Source organism: Yoonia sp. SDW83-1, assembly GCF_046762885.1.
Classification (GTDB): domain Bacteria; phylum Pseudomonadota; class Alphaproteobacteria; order Rhodobacterales; family Rhodobacteraceae; genus Yoonia.
In genome coordinates, this window is sequence record NZ_JBKQXO010000009.1 from 136,255 (window position 1) to 155,513 (window position 19,259).

18 protein-coding genes are annotated in these 19,259 nt (G+C 57.9%); 15 read left to right on the plus strand and 3 right to left on the minus strand.

The genetic code is table 11. The features are described from left to right. Nucleotides 1-6 precede the first annotated feature (6 nt). From ACFWW4_RS13285 to ACFWW4_RS13310, 6 genes are all read left to right on the plus strand, one after another. A complete protein-coding gene (locus ACFWW4_RS13285) occupies nt 7-849 on the plus strand; it encodes a calcium-binding protein (protein ID WP_411891294.1) in 843 nt (280 codons plus the stop codon). Nucleotides 850-983: 134 nt separating this feature from the next. Then, nucleotides 984-1,253, plus strand: a complete 270-nt coding sequence (gene rpsO / locus ACFWW4_RS13290) for a 30S ribosomal protein S15 (RefSeq protein WP_411891295.1) — start codon at nt 984-986, stop codon at nt 1,251-1,253. Nucleotides 1,254-1,483: 230 nt separating this feature from the next. After that, nucleotides 1,484-3,247 carry an OmpA family protein gene (locus tag ACFWW4_RS13295; protein WP_411891296.1) on the plus strand — a complete coding sequence of 588 codons (1,764 nt, stop codon included), beginning with the start codon at nt 1,484-1,486 and terminating at the stop codon, nt 3,245-3,247. 25 nt (nt 3,248-3,272) lie between these two features. Then, entirely contained in the window at nt 3,273-3,521 is a 249-nt protein-coding gene (locus ACFWW4_RS13300; RefSeq protein WP_411891297.1) for a hypothetical protein, read from the plus strand. 360 nt (nt 3,522-3,881) lie between these two features. After that, nucleotides 3,882-6,017, plus strand: a complete 2,136-nt coding sequence (gene pnp, locus ACFWW4_RS13305) for a polyribonucleotide nucleotidyltransferase (RefSeq protein ID WP_411891298.1) — start codon at nt 3,882-3,884, stop codon at nt 6,015-6,017. Nucleotides 6,018-6,211: 194 nt separating this feature from the next. Then, nucleotides 6,212-6,835, plus strand: coding sequence for a hypothetical protein (locus tag ACFWW4_RS13310; protein WP_411891299.1), 624 nt, complete (start codon nt 6,212-6,214; stop codon nt 6,833-6,835). Between the two features lie 46 nt (nt 6,836-6,881). On the opposite strand, the gene ACFWW4_RS13315 is transcribed toward ACFWW4_RS13310, so the two are convergent. Further along, nucleotides 6,882-7,535, minus strand: coding sequence for a peroxiredoxin (locus tag ACFWW4_RS13315; protein WP_411891300.1), 654 nt, complete (start codon nt 7,533-7,535; stop codon nt 6,882-6,884). Between the two features lie 126 nt (nt 7,536-7,661). Here ACFWW4_RS13315 and ACFWW4_RS13320 point away from each other — a divergent pair, with 126 nt between their 5' ends. From ACFWW4_RS13320 to ACFWW4_RS13335, 4 genes are all read left to right on the plus strand, one after another. Then, a complete protein-coding gene (locus tag ACFWW4_RS13320; protein WP_411891301.1) occupies nt 7,662-9,107 on the plus strand; it encodes an aldehyde dehydrogenase family protein in 1,446 nt (481 codons plus the stop codon). A 69-nt stretch (nt 9,108-9,176) separates the two neighbouring features. Then, nucleotides 9,177-10,217 (plus strand): phosphotransferase, encoded by a 1,041-nt coding sequence (locus ACFWW4_RS13325; protein WP_411891302.1) that lies wholly within the window; start codon nt 9,177-9,179, stop codon nt 10,215-10,217. Between the two features lie 106 nt (nt 10,218-10,323). After that, nucleotides 10,324-11,253, plus strand: coding sequence for a VOC family protein (locus ACFWW4_RS13330; RefSeq protein WP_411891303.1), 930 nt, complete (start codon nt 10,324-10,326; stop codon nt 11,251-11,253). Between the two features lies 1 nt (nt 11,254). After that, nucleotides 11,255-11,851 (plus strand): alpha/beta hydrolase, encoded by a 597-nt coding sequence (locus tag ACFWW4_RS13335; protein ID WP_411891304.1) that lies wholly within the window; start codon nt 11,255-11,257, stop codon nt 11,849-11,851. Here ACFWW4_RS13335 and ACFWW4_RS13340 read toward each other — a convergent pair. Both ACFWW4_RS13340 and ACFWW4_RS13345 read right to left on the minus strand, forming a co-directional pair. After that, nucleotides 11,848-12,495 carry an RluA family pseudouridine synthase gene (locus tag ACFWW4_RS13340; RefSeq protein WP_411891305.1) on the minus strand — a complete coding sequence of 216 codons (648 nt, stop codon included), beginning with the start codon at nt 12,493-12,495 and terminating at the stop codon, nt 11,848-11,850. The two genes, ACFWW4_RS13335 and ACFWW4_RS13340, sit on opposite strands and share 4 nt — an antisense overlap. After that, the gene (locus ACFWW4_RS13345; protein ID WP_411891306.1) at nt 12,492-13,145 is read right to left on the minus strand and encodes a YggS family pyridoxal phosphate-dependent enzyme; all 654 of its coding nucleotides are present in this window, start codon (nt 13,143-13,145) and stop codon (nt 12,492-12,494) included. The genes ACFWW4_RS13340 and ACFWW4_RS13345 overlap by 4 nt, the downstream gene beginning before the upstream one ends. Nucleotides 13,146-13,373: 228 nt before the next feature. On the opposite strand from ACFWW4_RS13345, the gene ACFWW4_RS13350 reads away from it, so the two are divergent. The 5 genes from ACFWW4_RS13350 to holA all read left to right on the plus strand — a co-directional run bounded on the left by ACFWW4_RS13350 (nt 13,374) and on the right by holA (nt 19,256). Further along, a complete protein-coding gene (locus ACFWW4_RS13350) occupies nt 13,374-14,588 on the plus strand; it encodes a porin (protein WP_411891307.1) in 1,215 nt (404 codons plus the stop codon). A 157-nt stretch (nt 14,589-14,745) separates the two neighbouring features. Next, complete coding sequence (locus tag ACFWW4_RS13355; protein ID WP_411891370.1) at nt 14,746-15,138, plus strand: DUF3576 domain-containing protein; 393 nt, start codon at nt 14,746-14,748, stop codon at nt 15,136-15,138. A 74-nt stretch (nt 15,139-15,212) separates the two neighbouring features. Next, nucleotides 15,213-17,762 carry a leucine--tRNA ligase gene (gene leuS, locus ACFWW4_RS13360; protein WP_411891308.1) on the plus strand — a complete coding sequence of 850 codons (2,550 nt, stop codon included), beginning with the start codon at nt 15,213-15,215 and terminating at the stop codon, nt 17,760-17,762. Further along, nucleotides 17,752-18,237: an LPS assembly lipoprotein LptE gene (gene lptE, locus ACFWW4_RS13365; RefSeq protein WP_411891309.1), complete on the plus strand. Its 486-nt coding sequence runs from the start codon at nt 17,752-17,754 to the stop codon at nt 18,235-18,237. Before leuS ends, lptE begins: the two co-directional genes overlap by 11 nt. Then, nucleotides 18,234-19,256 (plus strand): DNA polymerase III subunit delta, encoded by a 1,023-nt coding sequence (gene holA, locus ACFWW4_RS13370; protein WP_411891310.1) that lies wholly within the window; start codon nt 18,234-18,236, stop codon nt 19,254-19,256. Before lptE ends, holA begins: the two co-directional genes overlap by 4 nt. Nucleotides 19,257-19,259 lie beyond the last annotated feature (3 nt).

Sequence of the window (19,259 nt, forward strand, 5' to 3'; positions counted from 1 at the left end):
TTTACCATGCTTGGGATTCTCGGACTGATGGGCGTTGCGCTATCCGCGTTTATGTTCAACGCCAGCGACGACAGTGATGATATTGAGGAAAAGCCTGCCAGAGAGCAGGATGATGAACCGTCCGTCGAAATCACCCCGCTGAATGAGCTGATCGACGCAAGTGATGATGACACAGTGATCTTTTCCGGTGACGGGGATGATACTGTGCAAACCGGGGCTGGTGACGATTACATCCATGGCGAAGATGGGAATGACCATTTGGCTGGCGGCGCGGGCGATGACGAATTGCATGGCGGGCGCGGCGATGACGTTCTGGACGGTGGGTCCGGCAATGATGAGCTTTATGCTCATGTGGGTGATGACATCATCGCCGGACGCGACGGCGACGACATCCTGAATGGCGGTGATGGCAGCGACGTGCTGATGGGCGGTGACGGTGACGACGCCTTGCATGGCTCGCTTGGCGATGACGTGCTGGTGGGCGGCGACGGGGCTGACACACTGCATGGCGGGTCCGGTGACGACCTGGTCTATGACCGGGGTGATAACATCCGCGATTTCCTGAATGGCGGGGCTGGCAATGATATCCTGAAGGGCGGCGCTGGCGACAACCTGCATGGTGGCACCGGGGCTGATACCTTTTCCCTCACTGCGGGCAATGACGCCATCGTTGAGGATTTTGATCCGGCCGAGGATATCATCGAAATCGACTATGACGGGGTCAAGCCAACGCTGTCGACGCAGCTTTCCGATGCGGGGCTGGTGCTGCTTGCGGATGGCGAGGTTGTGGCGACCTTTGCAAACCTGACGGATCTGGATCTGGACGCTGTGGCGCTTGTCGCGGCATAAACCCCTTTTCTTTTCGGCGAAATGCCCCTAAACGCACCCATCCGCGCGTGGAATCACCACGAACGGACCCTCCACGGGCCTTTCTGGACGACATCCCGGATCGCGCCATCACCCTTCAACCAAAGGAGACCCCGATGTCGATTACTGCTGAAGACAAAGCGAAGATCATGAAGGATTTTGCAAGCAAGGACGGCGACACCGGTTCGCCTGAAGTTCAGGTTGCCATTCTGTCCAGCCGCATCGCGACGCTGACGGAACACTTCAAGACACACAAGAAAGACAATCATGGCCGTCGTGGCCTGTTGAAGATGGTCGCCCAGCGCCGCAAGCTGCTGGACTACACCCGCAGCAAGGACGAGGCCCGTTATCAGGACCTGATCAAGCGTCTGGGTCTGCGCCGTTAATCGGCGGATCATCTGATCTGTTTTCTAGAACGCCCGCCAACTGGTGGGCGTTTTTGTGACGGAGGGTCAAAGTGGCCGGAATCCCCCATGGTCAGACAAGTGGCGATCTGTTGTCACATTATGGCCATAGTCGCCAAATAGAGCCGATTTGTTACGAAAACTGCGTGTTTCCCACACGCAACGCGATTTCGATTGTTTATGCGGACACAACTTATGCGAGGAATGTCTAAATGAGGTTACCACTCATTTTATTGGTTTTGATTTTAACCGGCTTGACCATGTTTTTTGCCAGCCGGACCGTCCCGAATGCGGTTGTGGACCAGACCAGCGCTGGCGCTTCCGCCGAACTGGACGCCGTGACGGCTGAGTTCGAAGCGTCGCGTGCCGCATCGGCCGAGGAAATTGCCACCCTGACGCAAACGATCGCTGATCTGCAGGCAGAGAGTCAGACACAGGCGAGCGACAGCGACACCGCGGTTGCCGAGCTTGAGCAGGCCCGCCAGCAGCTGGAAACGGCGCTGACCGAAGCCGAGGCGCTGAAAGGCGAAAACAGCGATCTGACCGAACTAGTCGCCGCAGCGCAATCTGATCTGGCTGATCGTGACGGTCAGTTGAGCCTGACCGAAACGGAGATCGCAACCCTGAACACCCAGATCGAGGAAGCGCGCGCGGAAATCGACGCGCGGGCTGCGCAAATCGCGGAGCTTGAAGCTGACCTTGCTGCTGGTGCTGCCCGGATCGCTGAACTCGAAAGCGGCGCGGCTGACCTGACTGCGGATGCAACGGCGAACGAAGCCGCGGACGCTGGTGAAGCTGTGGCCGAGGCCGAGGCGCGTATTGCCGAACTGGAAACGGAAATCAGCGACAAGACAGCCGCACTTGCAACGGCTGAGGAGCGCATGGCGGTATTGTCTGCAGAGGCCGCCGATCAGGAGCAGGTGACCACTGAACTTACCGGACAGGTCGCCGCACTCGATGGCCAGATTGCAGCACTCAAGGAAGATGTCGCAAATCTGGCAAACACATTGGTAGAGCGTAACCGGGTCATCACCGAGCTTCGCGCGGCAAACACTGCTGCGGCGCCCGCTGCTGAAGTTGCAGAAACTGCTGCCGCTACTGCCGAAGCGACAGCCGAGGCCGAGGTGGCCGAAGACGCTGCTGCGACCGAAGAACCGGCAATCGAGGCCGAAGTAGCTGAAGACGCTGCCGCGACCGAAGAAGCGGCAACCGCCGATGAGGTCGCCGCAACCGAGGAAACCGAAGGCACTGAGGTTACCGATGAGGCAGAGGCCACAGACGAGGCCGCCACAACTGAAGTGGCAGAGGCAACAGATGAGGCTGCCAGCACCGAAGCCGTAGAAGCCACAGAAGAGGCTGTCGCGACAGAAGAAGTAGACACCGCTGTTTCAGACGAGGCCGAAGTGGCTGAAGACGCCGCCGCGACGGAAGAGACCGGTGCTGCGGAAGTTGCTGAAGACGCATCTGGCACAGATGAGACTACGGAACCCGAAGCCACAGAAGAAACAGCTGCTGCTGAAGAAACTGCTGCAACGGACGATGCTGCGGACGCATCTGAGGTCGCAGAAGGTGGCGAGGAAGCCGATACTGAACTGTCGGCCATCGCCCAGTGTCAGAGCCGTTCCGATGCCGTGCTGGCCAGTGAAAAGATCAACTTTAACACAGGCACAACCACAGTCACCAACGCATCGGTTGCACCGCTGGAAGAACTGGCAGTGATCGCGGCGGAATGCAGCGCACAGGAACTAGCGCTTGAAATCGGCGGTCATACGGACAGCCAGGGCAGCGAGGACAACAATCAGCGGCTGAGTGAACGGCGTGCAACTGCGATTTTCGATTTCATGGTTGAACGCGATGTACCGGCAGAAGCGATGAATGTTGTTGGATATGGCGAAAGCAACCCTATCGCTGACAACGGCACCGCCGCTGGCCGCGCCGAAAACCGCCGTATCACGTTTGAATGGCAAGAGCGCTAAACAGCCCCCAAAGTCGGAGTTATCGATGTTTTCCTTTCTGACCCAAGTCCTCATCTACATGTCGTTCACCTTTCTTCTTGGTCTGGTGCTTGGCTGGTTGTTGTGGAAATTCGGCGGCTCAAAAGAAGCGGCCTCAATGGAATCTGAAATCAGTTTCTGGAAACAGAATCTGGAGCAGTCCCGGCTGGAGCGCGAGCAGGACCTGAACAAGATCGCGCGTCTGACTGAGGAGAAAGATATCCTTAAAAGACGGCTTGCATCGTTCAAGTCGTAAGGTCGTACCGGTCGACACATGACCAATTTAAGATCAGCCGCCCTTTGCAGGCGGTTGATCTTGTTTTGACGGATGAGTCCCCGGTATGGGCATGCGCCGTCGCAGGGCGCCAATATGCGTTCCGCATGCCGCCAAAAATCAATTCCTCTGCGTCAATACGCCAATTCAGGTGAAAACCGTCGCGACGGACACTGCTGCCGATGCGCGCACCCCCTTTCCAAAGCCCCTGTTTTCCGTTATGGCCCGCCAATCTTGAGAGACCGGCGCCCGCATTCCAGCGCCTGACAAAGAAGATACCGGAATGAGGGGGAATACGCCCCCTACGTAGGAAGGCCGAAAGCGGCCAAACAGGAAAACATGATGTTTAACGAAGTGAAAAAATCGATGCAGTGGGGCGAAGAAACGCTCACACTGGAAACGGGCAAGGTTGCCCGCCAAGCAGATGGCTCTGTCATCGCAACGCTGGGCGAAACCAGCGTTATGGCCAACGTGACATATGCACGTGCCAAAAAACCGGGTCAGGATTTCTTTCCGCTGACCGTCCACTATCAAGAGAAATACTATGCCGCCGGGAAAGTCCCAGGCGGCTTTTTCAAGCGTGAAGCACGTCCGACTGAGAAAGAGACGCTGACTGCCCGCCTGATCGACCGCCCCATTCGCCCGCTGTTCGTCCCCGGCTTCAAGAACGAAGTTCTGGTTATGTGCACGGTACTGTCGCATGATCTGGTCAATGACCCGGATATGGTTGCGATGATCGCGGCCTCTGCCGCGCTAACGATTTCCGGCGCACCGTTCATGGGTCCGATTGCGGCCTGCCGCGTGGGTTATGTGGATGGCGACTACATCCTGAACCCCGAAATCGACGACATGCATAACCTGCGCCTGAACCCCGAGCAGCGTCTGGACCTTGTTGTCGCTGGCACCAAAGACGCCGTGATGATGGTGGAATCGGAAGCCTACGAGCTGACCGAGGATGAGATGCTGGGCGCTGTCACCTTTGCCCATGAGCAGATCCAGCCTGTCATCGATCTGATCATCGATCTGGCCGAAGAAAGCGCCAAGGAGCCTTTCGATTTCCAGCCCGAGGATTATTCCGAACTGTTCGCAGCCGTCAAAGCCGCAGGCGAAGACAAGATGCGTGCCGCCTATGCGATCACTGACAAGCAGGAACGTACCGCTGCGGTATCTGCTGCGAAGGAAGAGATCGTTGCCACGCTGACCGAAGAACAGCAGGAAGACGGAAATCTGGGCGCTGCGCTGAAGAAACTGGAAAGCCAGGTTCTGCGCGGTGACGTTGTCAAGAATGGTCGCCGCATCGATGGCCGTGCCTTGGACCAAATCCGCCCCATCGTGTCTGAAACCGGCATCCTGCCACGGACCCATGGTTCGGCCCTGTTCACCCGTGGCGAGACCCAGGGTCTTGTCGTGACCACGCTGGGCACCGGCGATGATGAGCAGATGATCGACGCTCTGACCGGCATGTATAAATCCAACTTCATGCTGCATTATAACTTCCCGCCTTATTCGGTCGGTGAAGTGGGTCGCGTCGCTGGCCCCGGCCGCCGCGAGATCGGCCATGGCAAGCTGGCGTGGCGTGCGTTGCAGGCGGTTCTGCCTGCAGCAACGGATTTCCCCTACACAATCCGTGTTGTGTCAGAGATCACTGAATCGAACGGATCGTCATCGATGGCGTCTGTTTGTGGTGGTTCCTTGTCCATGATGGATGCTGGCGTGCCGCTGAAGGCTCCTGTGGCCGGTGTGGCCATGGGTCTGGTGATGGAAGATGACGGGTCTTATGCCGTGCTGTCCGATATTCTGGGCGATGAGGATCACCTTGGCGATATGGACTTCAAGGTGGCTGGTACCGAAAACGGGATCACGTCGCTTCAGATGGACATCAAGATCGCGGGTATTACGCCTGAGATCATGAAAAAGGCGCTGGAGCAGGCCAAGGCCGGTCGTTTGCATATTCTGGGCGAGATGGGCAAAGCCATCACTGGTGCTGCTGAATTCAGCGTGCATGCGCCGAAGATCGAAACGATGAACATCCCTGTCGACAAGATCCGTGAAGTCATTGGGTCGGGCGGCAAGGTCATTCGTGAGATCGTGGAAACATCCGGTGCGAAGGTCGACATCAACGATGATGGCGTGATCAAGCTGGCGTCGAACGATGCCGAGGCGATCAAGAAGGCCTATGACATGATCCATTCGATCGTGGCCGAGCCGGAAGAAGGCGTGATCTACAAAGGGACCGTGGTCAAACTGGTCGACTTCGGCGCTTTCGTGAACTTCTTTGGCAAACGCGATGGTTTGGTCCACGTGTCCCAGATCGAAAACCGCCGCCTGAACCATCCATCCGATGTGTTGAAGGAAGGTCAGGAAGTGTGGGTAAAACTGCTTGGCTTCGATGATCGCGGCAAGGTCCGTTTGGCCATGAAGATGGTCGATCAGGAAAGCGGCGAAGAGATCAAGAAAGAGGAAGCGGCTGAAAGCTGATATATCAGCCCTTTCGGTTCTAAACTAAAGGAAAGCCCCGCTGCATCATGCAGCGGGGCTTTTGTTTTCGCCGCTCGTTTTGCGCAACTGTGGCATGCCAATCACAACCCCAGATCGATCCATAGTTTGCCCATGTTTGGACACGTTTCGCACTATAGAGCGCTCAAGTGAATTCAACCAAGGAAACCACTCACATGAAGAACTTTCTCGCAATTGCGACACTTGCACTTTGTGCAAATGCTGCCAGCGCCCAAGACGCTGGCGATATCTCGGCCGGCGTCGGTTTCTCGTCACTTGGCGGAAATCTTGAAGCGGCTTACCGCATTGATCCTTCTTTTGGCGTGCGCGGCGTCTTTATCGGAGGCATCGACGAAAGCTATGAAGAGACCGACGACGAAGGAACCTTTGCTGGTTCTATTGAACTGGGCGGTCTGGCGATCATGGGTGACTACTATCCCAACCAAGGCGATTGGCGCATCTCTGGCGGTTTGCTGTTCTCCAACAACGAAATCAAGGCATCTGGCGAAGTTGAACTTGAAGACGGCGGCACTCCAGAAGCTGAACTGTCGGTCAAATTCGAAAACGAAATCGCGCCGATGATCACCACCGGTTACGAGTGGGGATTTGCTGACGGTTGGACGTTGACCCCAGAGGCGGGTCTGATCCTGACAGGCGGATTGGCCCTCGATTACACCGCGACTGCCTCAGGTGCGCAGGATGCCATTGACGACGATCCCGATGTTCAGGACGCCAAAAGCGATGCAGAAGACATTGTCGTTCTGCCCTATCTGGCCTTTACGGTCAGCTACCAGTTCTGATCCTGAAAAATCAGGGGCCGCGGATCATCACCGCGGCCCCTGTTATTTAGTCCGTCAGTTTGGTTGTCCGCAGATACGGCAGTACGGTTGTGAAATCGCCGAACTTGGCTTTTGCGTCTTCGTTGCTGACGGTCGCAGGGATGATCACGTCGTCGCCGACATTCCAGTTCGCCGGTGTCGCTACGCCTTTGCCAATTGATGTTTGCAGCCCGTCGAGTGCGCGCAGCACCTCAGCAAAGTTCCGGCCCACCGTCATCGGGTAGGTCATCGACAGTTTCAGCTGCTTGTCCGGTCCGATGATAAAGACCGACCGCACCGTTGCGCTGTCAGCCGGGGTGCGCCCGTCGGGCAGGTAAGCCTCGGCCGGGAGCATGTCGAACGCTTTGGAGACCTTGAGCCCATCATCGGCGATGATCGGGAAACCGGCAGGCGCGCCGCCGACCTTTTCGATGTCGCCTTTCCATTTCTTGTGATCCTCGACCCCGTCAACACTGACACCGATCACCTTGGTGCCGCGCTTTTCCCATTCGTCGGCCAGTTGGGCCACCGCGCCGAATTCGGTGGTGCAGACGGGCGTGAAATCCTTGGGGTGCGAAAACAGGATCGCCCAGCTATCGCCTATCCAGTCATGCAGTGCGAATGTTCCCTGATCCGTCTCGACCGTCAGATTGGGGATAGTATCGTTGATGCGCAGACCCATCGCGTTTCTCCTTTAAATGCGGTGTCTTTACGTCAATATAGGGAGAGACGACAGGTAGTACCACAGGCGCTTGCACTGCAACGGGGCGAGTGCCAATAGTTCCCCGAATTCATCAGGAGCATTCGCATGATCGAAAATCGCAATTTCTACATCAATGGCGCATGGGTTGCACCGGCCAAATCGCGCGATTTCGAGGTGATTGATCCGTCCACCGAAGATGTCTGTGCCGTGATTTCGCTGGGTGATCAGGCGGATACCGATGCTGCTGTTGGCGCGGCGACCGCAGCCTTTCCAGGGTGGGCGGCCACACCGCCTGCGGAACGCGCAAAATACGTGAGGGCCATTCTGGACCAGTATGAGGCCCGTAAGGAAGAAATGGCCAAGGCCATCAGTCTTGAAATGGGCGCACCTATCGACATGGCACGCGACAGCCAAGCGCCCTGTTTGCCCTGGCATCTGAAGGGTTTTCTGACCGCCTTTGACGAGATTGAATGGATCCGGCCCCTTGGCCCCCATGCCCCCAATGATCGCATCGCGATGGAGCCGATTGGCGTTGTTGGCCTGATCACCCCGTGGAACTGGCCGATGAACCAGGTCACGCTGAAGGTGATCCCCGCGCTTCTGGCCGGGTGCACGATTGTGTTGAAACCATCGGAGGAAGCCCCGCTATCGTCGCTGTTGTTTGCGGAATTCGTCCATGATGCTGGTGTACCGGCGGGTGTGTTCAATTTGGTCAATGGCGATGGTGCCGGTGTGGGCAGCCAATTGTCACGGCACGAGGATGTCGCCATGATCAGCTTCACCGGCTCGACCCGCGCTGGCAGGGCAATCTCGGCCGCTGCAGCAGAAACGCTGAAGCGTGTAACGCTGGAACTGGGCGGCAAGGGTGCCAATGTGATCTTTGCTGACGCCGATGAGAAGGCGATCAAGCGCGGTGTGATCCACTGCATGAACAACTCGGGCCAGTCCTGCAATGCCCCGACCCGGATGCTGGTCGAACGGTCAATCTACGATCAGGCGGTTGAGACGGCTGCCGAGGTTGCTGGCAAGATCGGTGTCGGTCCTGCGTCGGAACCCGGTCGGCATATCGGCCCGGTTGTCAACAAGTCCCAATGGGGCAAGATACAGGATATGATCGAGGTGGGCATCAAGGAAGGTGCCCGGTTGGTCGCCGGTGGCCCCGGCCTGCCAGAGGGGATGAACAAGGGCTATTATGTGCGTCCGACTGTCTTTGCTGATGTCGATAATCAGATGCGCATCGCCCGCGAGGAAATCTTTGGTCCGGTTCTGTCGATCATTCCGTTTGAGGATGAAAAACGGGCGGTCGAGATCGCCAATGATACACCATATGGCCTGACCAATTATGTCCAGTCGCAGGATGGCGCGAAGCGGAACCGTATGGCGCGCGCCCTACGGTCCGGCATGGTCGAGATGAATGGTCAGGCACGCGGCGCCGGGTCACCCTTTGGTGGCGTCAAGATGTCCGGGCGCGCCCGCGAAGGCGGTGTTTGGGGGATTGAGGAATTCCTAGAGGTCAAGGCCATTTCCGGCTGGTCCGGCGAAGCCAGCTAATCGGACGGTAGCAGCCGTTTTTATCAGTCGGTGCGGCATCGGTCCGCCCCGAGTATTCAGGTTTCGTTGATGATCGAACCGACGCAAAATCACACATTTGTGCCCGAAACAGTGCACAAGCGGGATGTCTTTTCCGAAACAATATCGGGACATCTGGCCGAGGATCCGCAATGCAAGGTCGTGTTGCGCAAGCTGGATGGCGTGCCCGTCTGGGTCCGCCCTGTTGCATGGTTTCTGGCGCGCAAAGAAATTCGCGGTTTGCGTGCTGTGGCGGGGATTGACGGTGTGCCGCAACTGCTTCGGGTGGATCAGGTGGGTCTGTTGCGTACCTGGACAGAAGGTACGCCATTGCAGCTTGCCAAGCCGGATGATCCGGAATGGTTCCGCGATGCCAAGCGGCTTCTTCGCGATATGCGTCGGCGCGGAGTCACCCACAATGACGTTGCCAAGCCGCAAAACTGGCTGCGCACGCCGGATGGCTTTGCGGCGGTGATTGATTTTCAACTGGCCAGTGTCCATCGCCGCAAGGGCAAGATGTTCCGCGTGATGGCGCGCGAGGATTTGCGCCATCTTCTCAAGCAGAAACGCGCCTTTGCGCCGCACCTGCTGACCGCCTCGGAAAAGGCTATGCTTGCGCGCAAGTCATTGCCCTCGCGGATCTGGATGGCGACGGGCAAGCGCCTGTATAACTTTGTCACGCGCCGGTTGATGAGTTGGTCTGATAGCGAGGGGCTTGAGGATCGACTGACAAAGGACGGGGCGGCTGTCGTTGAAACGTTGCAGGCGCATGAGGCGGTCACCGATGTCGTGCTTTGCGCTTATGCGCTTCCGGCCCAAGGTATCGGCATCTATGCTTTTGTCGAGACGGATCTGGGACCTGACGCGCTACGCGCGCTTGTCACGGAGAAACAGGCTGAACTTTTACAGCCGGTTACGTCACTTCCCCGGCGACCGGACGGAACGGTTCGGCAGGATGCGCTGCAACTGATCGCGACGAACAGGCTGGACGAGCTTGAACTCTTGACAGCGAATGACCCTGCATTGGCAGATGCGATGGCTCCCATTATCGCCAACCGCCTGAACCTGACGGATCGCGTTCTCAAGATCTGATACAGGGACCGTCATGTGCGCAGGTGCACCAAAGCGGTGCGCCTGTCGGCGTTTAGTGCGGTTTCATTTCCGCTATCTATCTATTCAAACAGATAGGAGTCTTGAGATGCTCAAACAAATCAAAGGTCTGCATCACGTCACATCGCTGGCCAGTGATGCTCGCGAAAACAATGCGTTTTTCACCAATGTGCTTGGCCTGCGTCGGGTCAAGAAAACGGTGAACTTTGACGCGCCCGATGTTTATCACCTGTATTATGGCGACGAAGCAGGATCGCCAGGTACGGTCATGACCTATTTCCCCTTCCCAAACGCAGGCCGTGGTAGGCATGGTGTTGGGGAAGTTGGCCGGACGTCATTCAGCATTCCGACCGGATCGGCCACAGCCTGGATGGACCGACTTGCAACATTTGATGTGCAGGGCCTGTCACAAGACACCCGGTTTGGCCAGAAGCGTGTATTGTTCGATGGCCCCGATGGCGACGCCTTTGCCTTGGTCGAAAGCGACGACGAGCGCGCGCCATGGACCGGCGGCGGTGTCAGCGATGCGATGGCAATCCGTGGCTTTCATTCTGCCGATATGCGTCTGCGTGACGGTTCGGTCAGTCAGGAACTGCTGCAGTTCATGGGGTACGAGAAATCCGAGACCGAGGGCAACATCACCCGGTTCATCGTGCCCGGTGGAAATGAAGCGAATGCCATTGACCTTGAAATCCTGCCTGATGCGCAGGCCGCTCTACAAGGTGCGGGATCGGTGCATCATATCGCCTTTGCAGTCGAGAACCGGGCGCGTCAGCTTGAAGTCCGCGAGGCTTTGATCGACACTGGGTATCAGGTGACCCCGGTCATTGATCGCGACTATTTCTATGCGATCTATTTCCGCAGCCCGGGTGGCGTCCTGTTCGAGGTGGCCACCAACGAACCAGGTTTTGATCGTGACGAGGATACCGCCCATCTGGGCGAGGCGTTGAAACTGCCCAGCCAGCACGAACATTTGCGGACCAGGTTAGAATCCATGCTGGAGCCGATCGAGGACTGACATGACCTATGTCGCACGACGCAGTACAGGGGCAGCGGGACAACCGCTGTTCCTGACATTTCATGGCACCGGCGGAACCGAGGACCAGTTTCACGGCTTTGCACGCCAACTGATGCCCACCGCGCATGTCACGTCGCCGCGCGGCGATGTGTCGGAACACGGGGCGCTGCGTTACTTTGCCCGTATGGCGGAGGGCCAGTACGATATGGATGATCTGGCAAAGCGTAGCACTGCGATGGCCAATTTCATTGCGGTTGAGCGGGAACGGTCAGAGCCGTCCCGCGTGATCGGGTTGGGCTATTCGAATGGTGCCAACATTCTGGCCTCTGTCGCATTGCAGGCCCCTGACCTGGTGGATGACCTGATCCTGATGCATCCGCTAATCCCGTGGAACCCGGCCCCGCAACCGGGCCTGGCTGGTCGCCGCATCCTGATAACTGCCGGGCAGGCTGATCCGATTTGTCCTGCCCCGCTGACTCAGGCGCTGGCGGATTACCTGCAGGCGCAGGGCGCCGATGTGGATCTGCATTGGCATCCGGGCGGGCATGAGATTGTGGAGAGTGAGGTCGAGGCCATTCAGAACTTCATCACCACTTAAAACGGGCATTTCGCAGTAATGCGCACGCCCTGACCACCATCGGGGTGCCGGAACTGCAGCGTTTCGGAATGCAGCATCAGCCGGGGATGGTCGCGCGTCGCCCCGGTCGCATAGAATGGATCGCCCAGGATCGGGTGACCGATTGCCAGCATATGCACCCGTAACTGATGCGACCTGCCCGTGCGGGGCATCAGCCTGACCCGCGTTTCGCCTGCTGTACTGCGAACAACGCGCCAGTCGGTGATGGCCTGTTTGCCGTTTTCATGATCGACCATCTGCTTTGGCCGGTTTGGCCAGTCGACAATCAGCGGCAGATCAACGGTGCCGGTCTTTTCCATCATCTGCCCCGCGACACGGGCGATATAGGTCTTTTTGGTTTGCCGCTTTTCGAATTGCAGCCCCAGATGCCGCTGCGCATGCGGTGTCAGCGCAAAGATCATCACGCCAGAGGTGTCACGATCCAACCGATGCACGAGCAATGCGGTCGGAAAGGCCGCTTGGACCCGCGTCAAAAGGCAATCGGCGAGGTCCGGACCCTTGCCCGGCACCGAAAGCAGCCCGCTGGGTTTATCTACGACGATCACCTGATGATCGTCGTGCAGGATTGTCAGCGGGTCTTGGGGTGGGTTGTAAGGTGTGCTCAATCGTAAACACGCTCACCAAAGATCGCAGATCCGACCCGGATATGTGTGGCCCCTAGCGCGATGGCGGTTTCGAAATCGCCACTCATCCCCATCGACAGGCCACGCAACCCATTGCGCTCCGCGATCTTGGCCAGGAGGGCGAAATGCAGTGCTGGTTCTTCCTCGACCGGCGGGATGCACATCAGGCCGACCAACGGCAGGTCCAGCGCGCGGACATCTGCGATGAACGCATCGGCCTCTTGCGGCAGAACGCCGGATTTCTGCGGCTCTTCTCCGGTATTGACCTGAATGAACAGATCCGGGCATGCCCCTGTGTCCTGTGCCAGCCGCGCGAGTGTATTGGCCAGCTTAGGCCGGTCGACCGTATGGATCGCTTGTGCAAGCTCCATCGCCTGTCGGGCCTTGTTGGTCTGCAGCGGGCCGATGAGGTGCAGGATGATGTCATCATATTGCTCGCGGAAGGCCGGCCATTTGCCAGCCGCCTCTTGCACCTTGTTTTCGCCAAAAATCCGGTGCCCTTCGTCGAGAATCGCCTGCACGCGGTCAAGCGGCTGCACCTTTGATACAGCGATTAACTCTACATCTTGGGTGTTACGCCCTGCGGCATCACAAGCGGCACTGATACGGGCCTGAATATCGGCGAGAGGCATGGGAGGCTCCGAAAAATAAGGATCACGCTGTGTTTCGGCCTGAAATAAGGCGATTTGCCCCTGTTGTCATGGCCGAAAACGCTGTGTGTCCTTGATGCATCATTTCCGGATCACAGGACATAAAGCCGCCCAAATTGCTTGAGTGTGCAGGCGGTAAGGCGCAGGTAGTCCGCAATGCTAGTAAATCTGGCATTCTTGGGAATGCAAAAAACACGAGGGAAAATATCCATGAAAAGCATCCTTCTTGCCACGACAGCTCTGGTCGCCTTCGCTGGTGCCGCTGCTGCTGATGGCCACACATCCATTACCTTCAGCGGTAACACAGAATTTGGTTTCAATGACAGCGATCCAAGCGCAACTGCGCTGGCAAATCCAGACTACAACGACGACGAGCAGGGTTTCTACTGGAACACTGACATCGACGTGACAATGTCCGCCACTCTGGACAACGGTCTGACTGCATCGACATCGTTTGAGATCGACATCGTGAACGACACAAACAACGGCAACATCAGCGCTGATGAGTGGGTTGCTTCGCTTGAGTCTGAAAACGCTGGTATCTTCATCGGCGACACATCCTTTGCTGCTGAAACTCACTGGGTTTCCGCTGGCGACATGGAAGGCGACAGCTTCTCCGAAGCTGACGGCGAAAACGCGGTCCGTGGTGACGTGAACATCGGCCCGGTATCGGCATCGGTCTCTTACGTCATCAGCGATTCGGACGGTACGATCATTTCAGACGATGCTGCGTACGACGACGATGTGGATCAGTTGTCATTTGGTATGTCTGCCGAGTTTGGTGTGGTTACTATTGCCGCAGCCTATCAGGAAGAGTCTACCTTCGATGCGGCAAACTTGCCCCCGGTAGCTATTCCAGGCAGCCCAACTGATGCAGAACAAGCAGCGCTTGACGCAGCTTACGACCCCACCGGCAACGGTGACTTCAACACCGACGAAGTCTTCGGTATCTCCGTTGCTGGTACTTTCGCAGGTGCAACTGTGACCGTTGCTTATGCTGAAGAGACCAACGCCGACGAGCAGTCGACTGGTGTCAAAATCGCATACCCATTTGGTCCTGTGACTGCGACTGCATATTACGTTTCTGAAGATGGCGCTGGCGATCCTGAAGATAACTACGGTCTGAATGTTGCCTACGCTGACGGTCCAATTGCTGTCACTGCTGACTACCAGGATGACCAGGGCACTGAAAAGTGGAGCCTGGAAGGGTCTTATGACGTTGGCAACGGTCTGTCCGTCTTTGCTGGTGTTCTGAATGACAACGAAGGCGACGAAGATTACTACGTTGCTGCGACCTACGACCTTGGTGGTGGTGCAGAGCTGCTCGTCTCTTATGCTGAAGACGACGATGGCGACAACGAAGACGAAATCGGTGCTGACGAGTACCAGGCCGGTACAACAGTCGAACTGTCCTTCGCATTCTAAGCGAACCATATATCGAACTTAGTCAGAGCGGTCCTTTGGGGCCGCTCTTTCTTTTTGGCGCATGGCCTTTTGCATATCCGCTTGTGACAGTGCCGCCCCTTCGCTACATATTCGGCCAACGTGAATTGATCCCGCAGGGGGAAATGCTTTGATTGCGATGATACGTCTTGCCCGTGCAAGCCTGTTGGTTCTGCTCATTGGTGCGCTGGCTGCCTGTGGTGGTGGCCCGGCCCCTACCCCGCGCGGTGCTGAAAACGTGGCCGTGAACCGCTATCTGTGGGCTGCGTCCCTTGATGTGCTTAGCTTCTTGCCGGTTCAGACGGCTGACCCGTTCACCGGCGTTATCTCAACTGGGTTTGGCACGCCCCCGGGCAGTGGCCGCGCCTACCGTGCGACAATCCAGGTGACCGATCCTGCATTGGACGCCCGTTCGCTGAACGTGGCCCTGCAGTCGCGTAACGGTCCTGTTGCGCTTGAGACGCAGCGCGCTATCGAGGATGCGATCCTATCGCGCGCGCGCCAGCTTCGCATTGCTGACGGTGCCCTATAGCCATCGGCAACCCGCCCGATTATGAATAACGCCGGGCCACCTCGCCCGGCGTTTCCCGTTTGAGAGATCATGATATGACCACTTACAATCCCGCCGAGATCGAGGCGAAATGGCAGGCCGCATGGGCCGGGGCCGAGACGTTCAAAGCTGTGCGCAGTGCGGACAAGCCGAAATACTACGTGCTGGAGATGTTCCCCTATCCGTCCGGCCGCATCCATATGGGACACGTACGCAACTATACGATGGGCGACGTGATTGCCCGCTACAAGCTGGCGACCGGCCACAACATCCTGCACCCAATGGGCTGGGACGCCTTTGGGATGCCGGCCGAAAATGCGGCCATGGCGAGCGGAGGTCATCCCAAGGACTGGACCTATCAGAACATCGCGGACATGAAAGCGCAGATGAAGCCGCTGGGCCTGTCGATTGACTGGTCCCGCGAATTCGCGACCTGTGATCCGGAATATTATGGCCAGCAGCAGGCGCTGTTCATCGACTTTCTGGAAAAGGGTCTGATCTATCGCAAGAAGGCGGTCGTGAACTGGGATCCGGTCGATATGACTGTGCTGGCCAATGAGCAGGTGATCGACGGCAAGGGCTGGCGGTCCGGAGCCGAGGTTGAGCGGCGCGAGCTGGTGCAGTGGTTCTTTAAGATCAGCGACTATTCCGAGGAATTGCTGACCGCCATTGATACGCTGGATAACTGGCCCGCCAAGGTCAAGCTGATGCAGTCGAACTGGATCGGTAAGTCGCGGGGGATCGAAATTCCGTTCCATCACACCGATGATGGCGACCCGATTTTGTGTTATTCGACCCGCCCCGACACGATGCGCGGTGCCAGCTTTGTTGCGATTTCACCGGAACACCCGGTGTCAGTTGCCATGGCTGAAGAGAACCCCGAACTGGCCGCGTTCATCGCAGAGACGCGGAAGATGGACACGACCGAGGCGGCGATGGAGAAGGCCGAGAAGAGAGGGATTGATACGGGCATTCGCGTCAAGCATCCGATTTATGCGGATCAGGAATTGCCGGTGTGGGTCGGGAACTTTGTTCTGATGGATTACGGCACCGGTGCCGTTTTCGGATGCCCTGCCCATGACCAGCGCGATCTGGATTTTGCCCGCAAATACGGTTTGCCGGTCCGTAACGCGTTCCATAGGCCCGGCGAAGATGTGGACGTCGCTGATGAGGCACTGGTGCCGCCGAAGACCGAAAAGGTGGTGTTCATCGACCATTTCGCCGGGATTTCCGAATGCACCAGCCAGGAGGCGATTGACGCGACCATCGATTACTTCGAGGCGCATGACCTGGGCACTGCCCAGGTCAAATACCGCCTGCGCGACTGGGGATTGTCCCGGCAGCGTTACTGGGGCTGTCCGATCCCTGTTGTCCATTGTGATGACTGTGGTGTGATCCCCGAGAAGAAGGAAAACTTACCGGTGGAGTTGCCTTACGATGTCAGTTTCGACATTCCGGGCAACCCGCTGGACCGCCATCCGACATGGCGCGATTGCGCCTGCCCGTCCTGCGGTAAGCCCGCCCGCCGCGAGACAGATACGATGGACACGTTCGTGGATAGCTCGTGGTACTTCGCGCGCTTTACGGCCCCCAATGCAGCGACGCCTACGGATCTGGAGGATGCGTCATACTGGATGAATGTGGACCAGTATATCGGGGGTATCGAACACGCCATTCTGCATCTGCTGTACAGCCGGTTCTTTGCCCGCGCGATGCAGATGACCGGGCATTTACCACAAGGCACGGAAGAGCCGTTCAATGCGCTGTTCACCCAAGGCATGGTGACGCATGAAATCTATGTCACCCGCGATGAACGGGACCGTCCGGTCTATCACCTGCCGGAGCATATCGAATGGACCGAAAGCGGTGCGCGGCTGGGTGCTACCGGCGAAGCTGTGGATGTCATCCCCTCCGCAAAGATGTCCAAATCCAAAAAGAATGTCGTCGATCCTGACAATATTTTGGCCAAGTACGGCGCAGACACCGCCCGTTGGTTCGTGCTGTCCGACAGCCCGCCGGAGCGGGATGTGGAATGGACTGCCTCCGGGGCTGAGGCGACGTACAAGCACTTGAACCGTGTCCATCGTATCGTGACCGAGATTGCGGACATGCCGGATGGAACCGCAGAGGGTGATGACGAATTGACCCGTGCGATGCATCGCACGATCCATGATGTGACGATGGGGATTGAGACGTTCGGCTTTAACGCCGCGATTGCCAAGCTTTACGCGTTTACCAATGTTCTGGCAAAGTCCAAGGGGGGTGGTACGGCGAAACGTGCCGCGGGAAAGGCACTGGCACAGATGATGTCGCCGATGACACCGCACCTGTCCGAGGAAATCTGGTCCATGCTGGGCGAAGAGGGGCTGATCACTACAGCGCCTTGGCCTGTCGCCGATCCTGCCATGCTGGTCGAAGATACAATCACCATGCCGATCCAGATCAACGGCAAACGGCGGGCGGAAATTCAGGTGGCACCGGACGCGAGCAAGGACGCGGTAGAACAGATTGTCATGGGGCTGGACGCCGTGCAGCGGGCGCTGGACGGGTCGCCGCCAAAGAAGCTGATCGTGGTGCCGGGGCGGATTGTGAACATTGTCATCTGATCGCATCACTCGCCGCGCTGCCGCTTTGGGTCTTTTGGCCCTGAGCGGTTGTGGCTTCGCGCCGGTCTATGGTGACGGGTCCGCACTGCGCGGTCTTGTGACATTTCAGACAGATGAAACCGTTGCCGGGTATCGTTTGCGTGAGCGATTGGAACAGCGTCTGGGTGTGCCGCAGAACGCCCGATACGAACTGCGTGTTGCGCTTTCCCAAAACAGCCAGCCCGCTGCGATCACCGCCGCAGGTGACACGGTCCGTTTCAACGTGGTGGGCCGTGCCGATTGGTCCCTGCGTGCAATTGCGACCGGTCAAATCGCAGCCGAGGGTAAATCTGAAAGCTTCACCAGCTATGCCGCAACCGGGACCACTGTGGCAACACAAGCCGCCAGGACCGATGCCACTGCCCGCCTGTCTGTTGCGCTGGCCGATATGATCGTCAGCCGCTTGCTGATCCTGTCCAACGATCTTTCACAATGAAACTGACCGGGAACGCCGCGACAGCCTATTTCCGCAAGCCTGATCCCGGGCATACGGGTCTGCTGATCTTTGGTGCTGATCCCATGCGCGTGGCTGACAAACGGCAAGAGGTGATCGCGACCCTTGTCGGGCCCCAAGGCGAAGAAGAGATGCGCCTGACCCGCATCAATGCGGCCGACCTGCGCAAGGACCCTGCATTGCTGGACGATGCGATCAAGGCGCAAGGGTTCTTTCCGGGGCACAGGGTCGCCTTTGTTGAGGATGCGACTGACGGGCTGACCAAGGTGCTTGATGCAGCGCTTCAGGATTGGAAGCCGGGCGATGCCCAGATCGTTGTCACGGCGGGGCAGTTGACGGCAAAGTCGGCGCTGCGCAAGGCCTTTGAAGGTCACAGCAATGCGGTGGCCATAGGGATCTACGACGACCCGCCCACCTTGGCGGATATTGAGCAGACGCTGGCGCAATCGGGCATCGACATGCCTGATCGCGATGTGATGGATGCCCTGATGTCCCTGGCCGGGTCGTTGGAACCCGGTGATTTCCGACAGACGATTGAGAAGGTCAGCCTTTACAAGCGTGGCGACGCGACGCCGTTGACCATTGCCGATGTGATGGCGAATGCCCCCCAATCGGCGGAGGTCGATGTGGACGACGTGTTGGAGGTCGTATCGCTTGGTCAAGCGGATCAGCTGGGGCCGGTGCTGCGCAATCTCTATGCACAGGGCGTCACACCGGTAACCTTATGCATCGGCGCGATGCGCCACTTCCGCAGGCTCCACACCGTAGCATCCGATCCTGGCGGACCTGCCGCCGGTGTCGGGCGGTTACGCCCGCCGGTTTTCGGCCCGCGGCGTGACAAGATCGCCAGGCAGGCTGGTCACTGGGGTCGCGACAGGCTGGAACGCGCATTGACGGCGCTGACGGATGTTGATTTGCAGCTGCGGTCCGCGAACACAGCGCCGCAAAGTGCGCTGATGGAGCGGACCCTTATTCGTCTTGCGATGATGGCGCGGCGTTAGGTG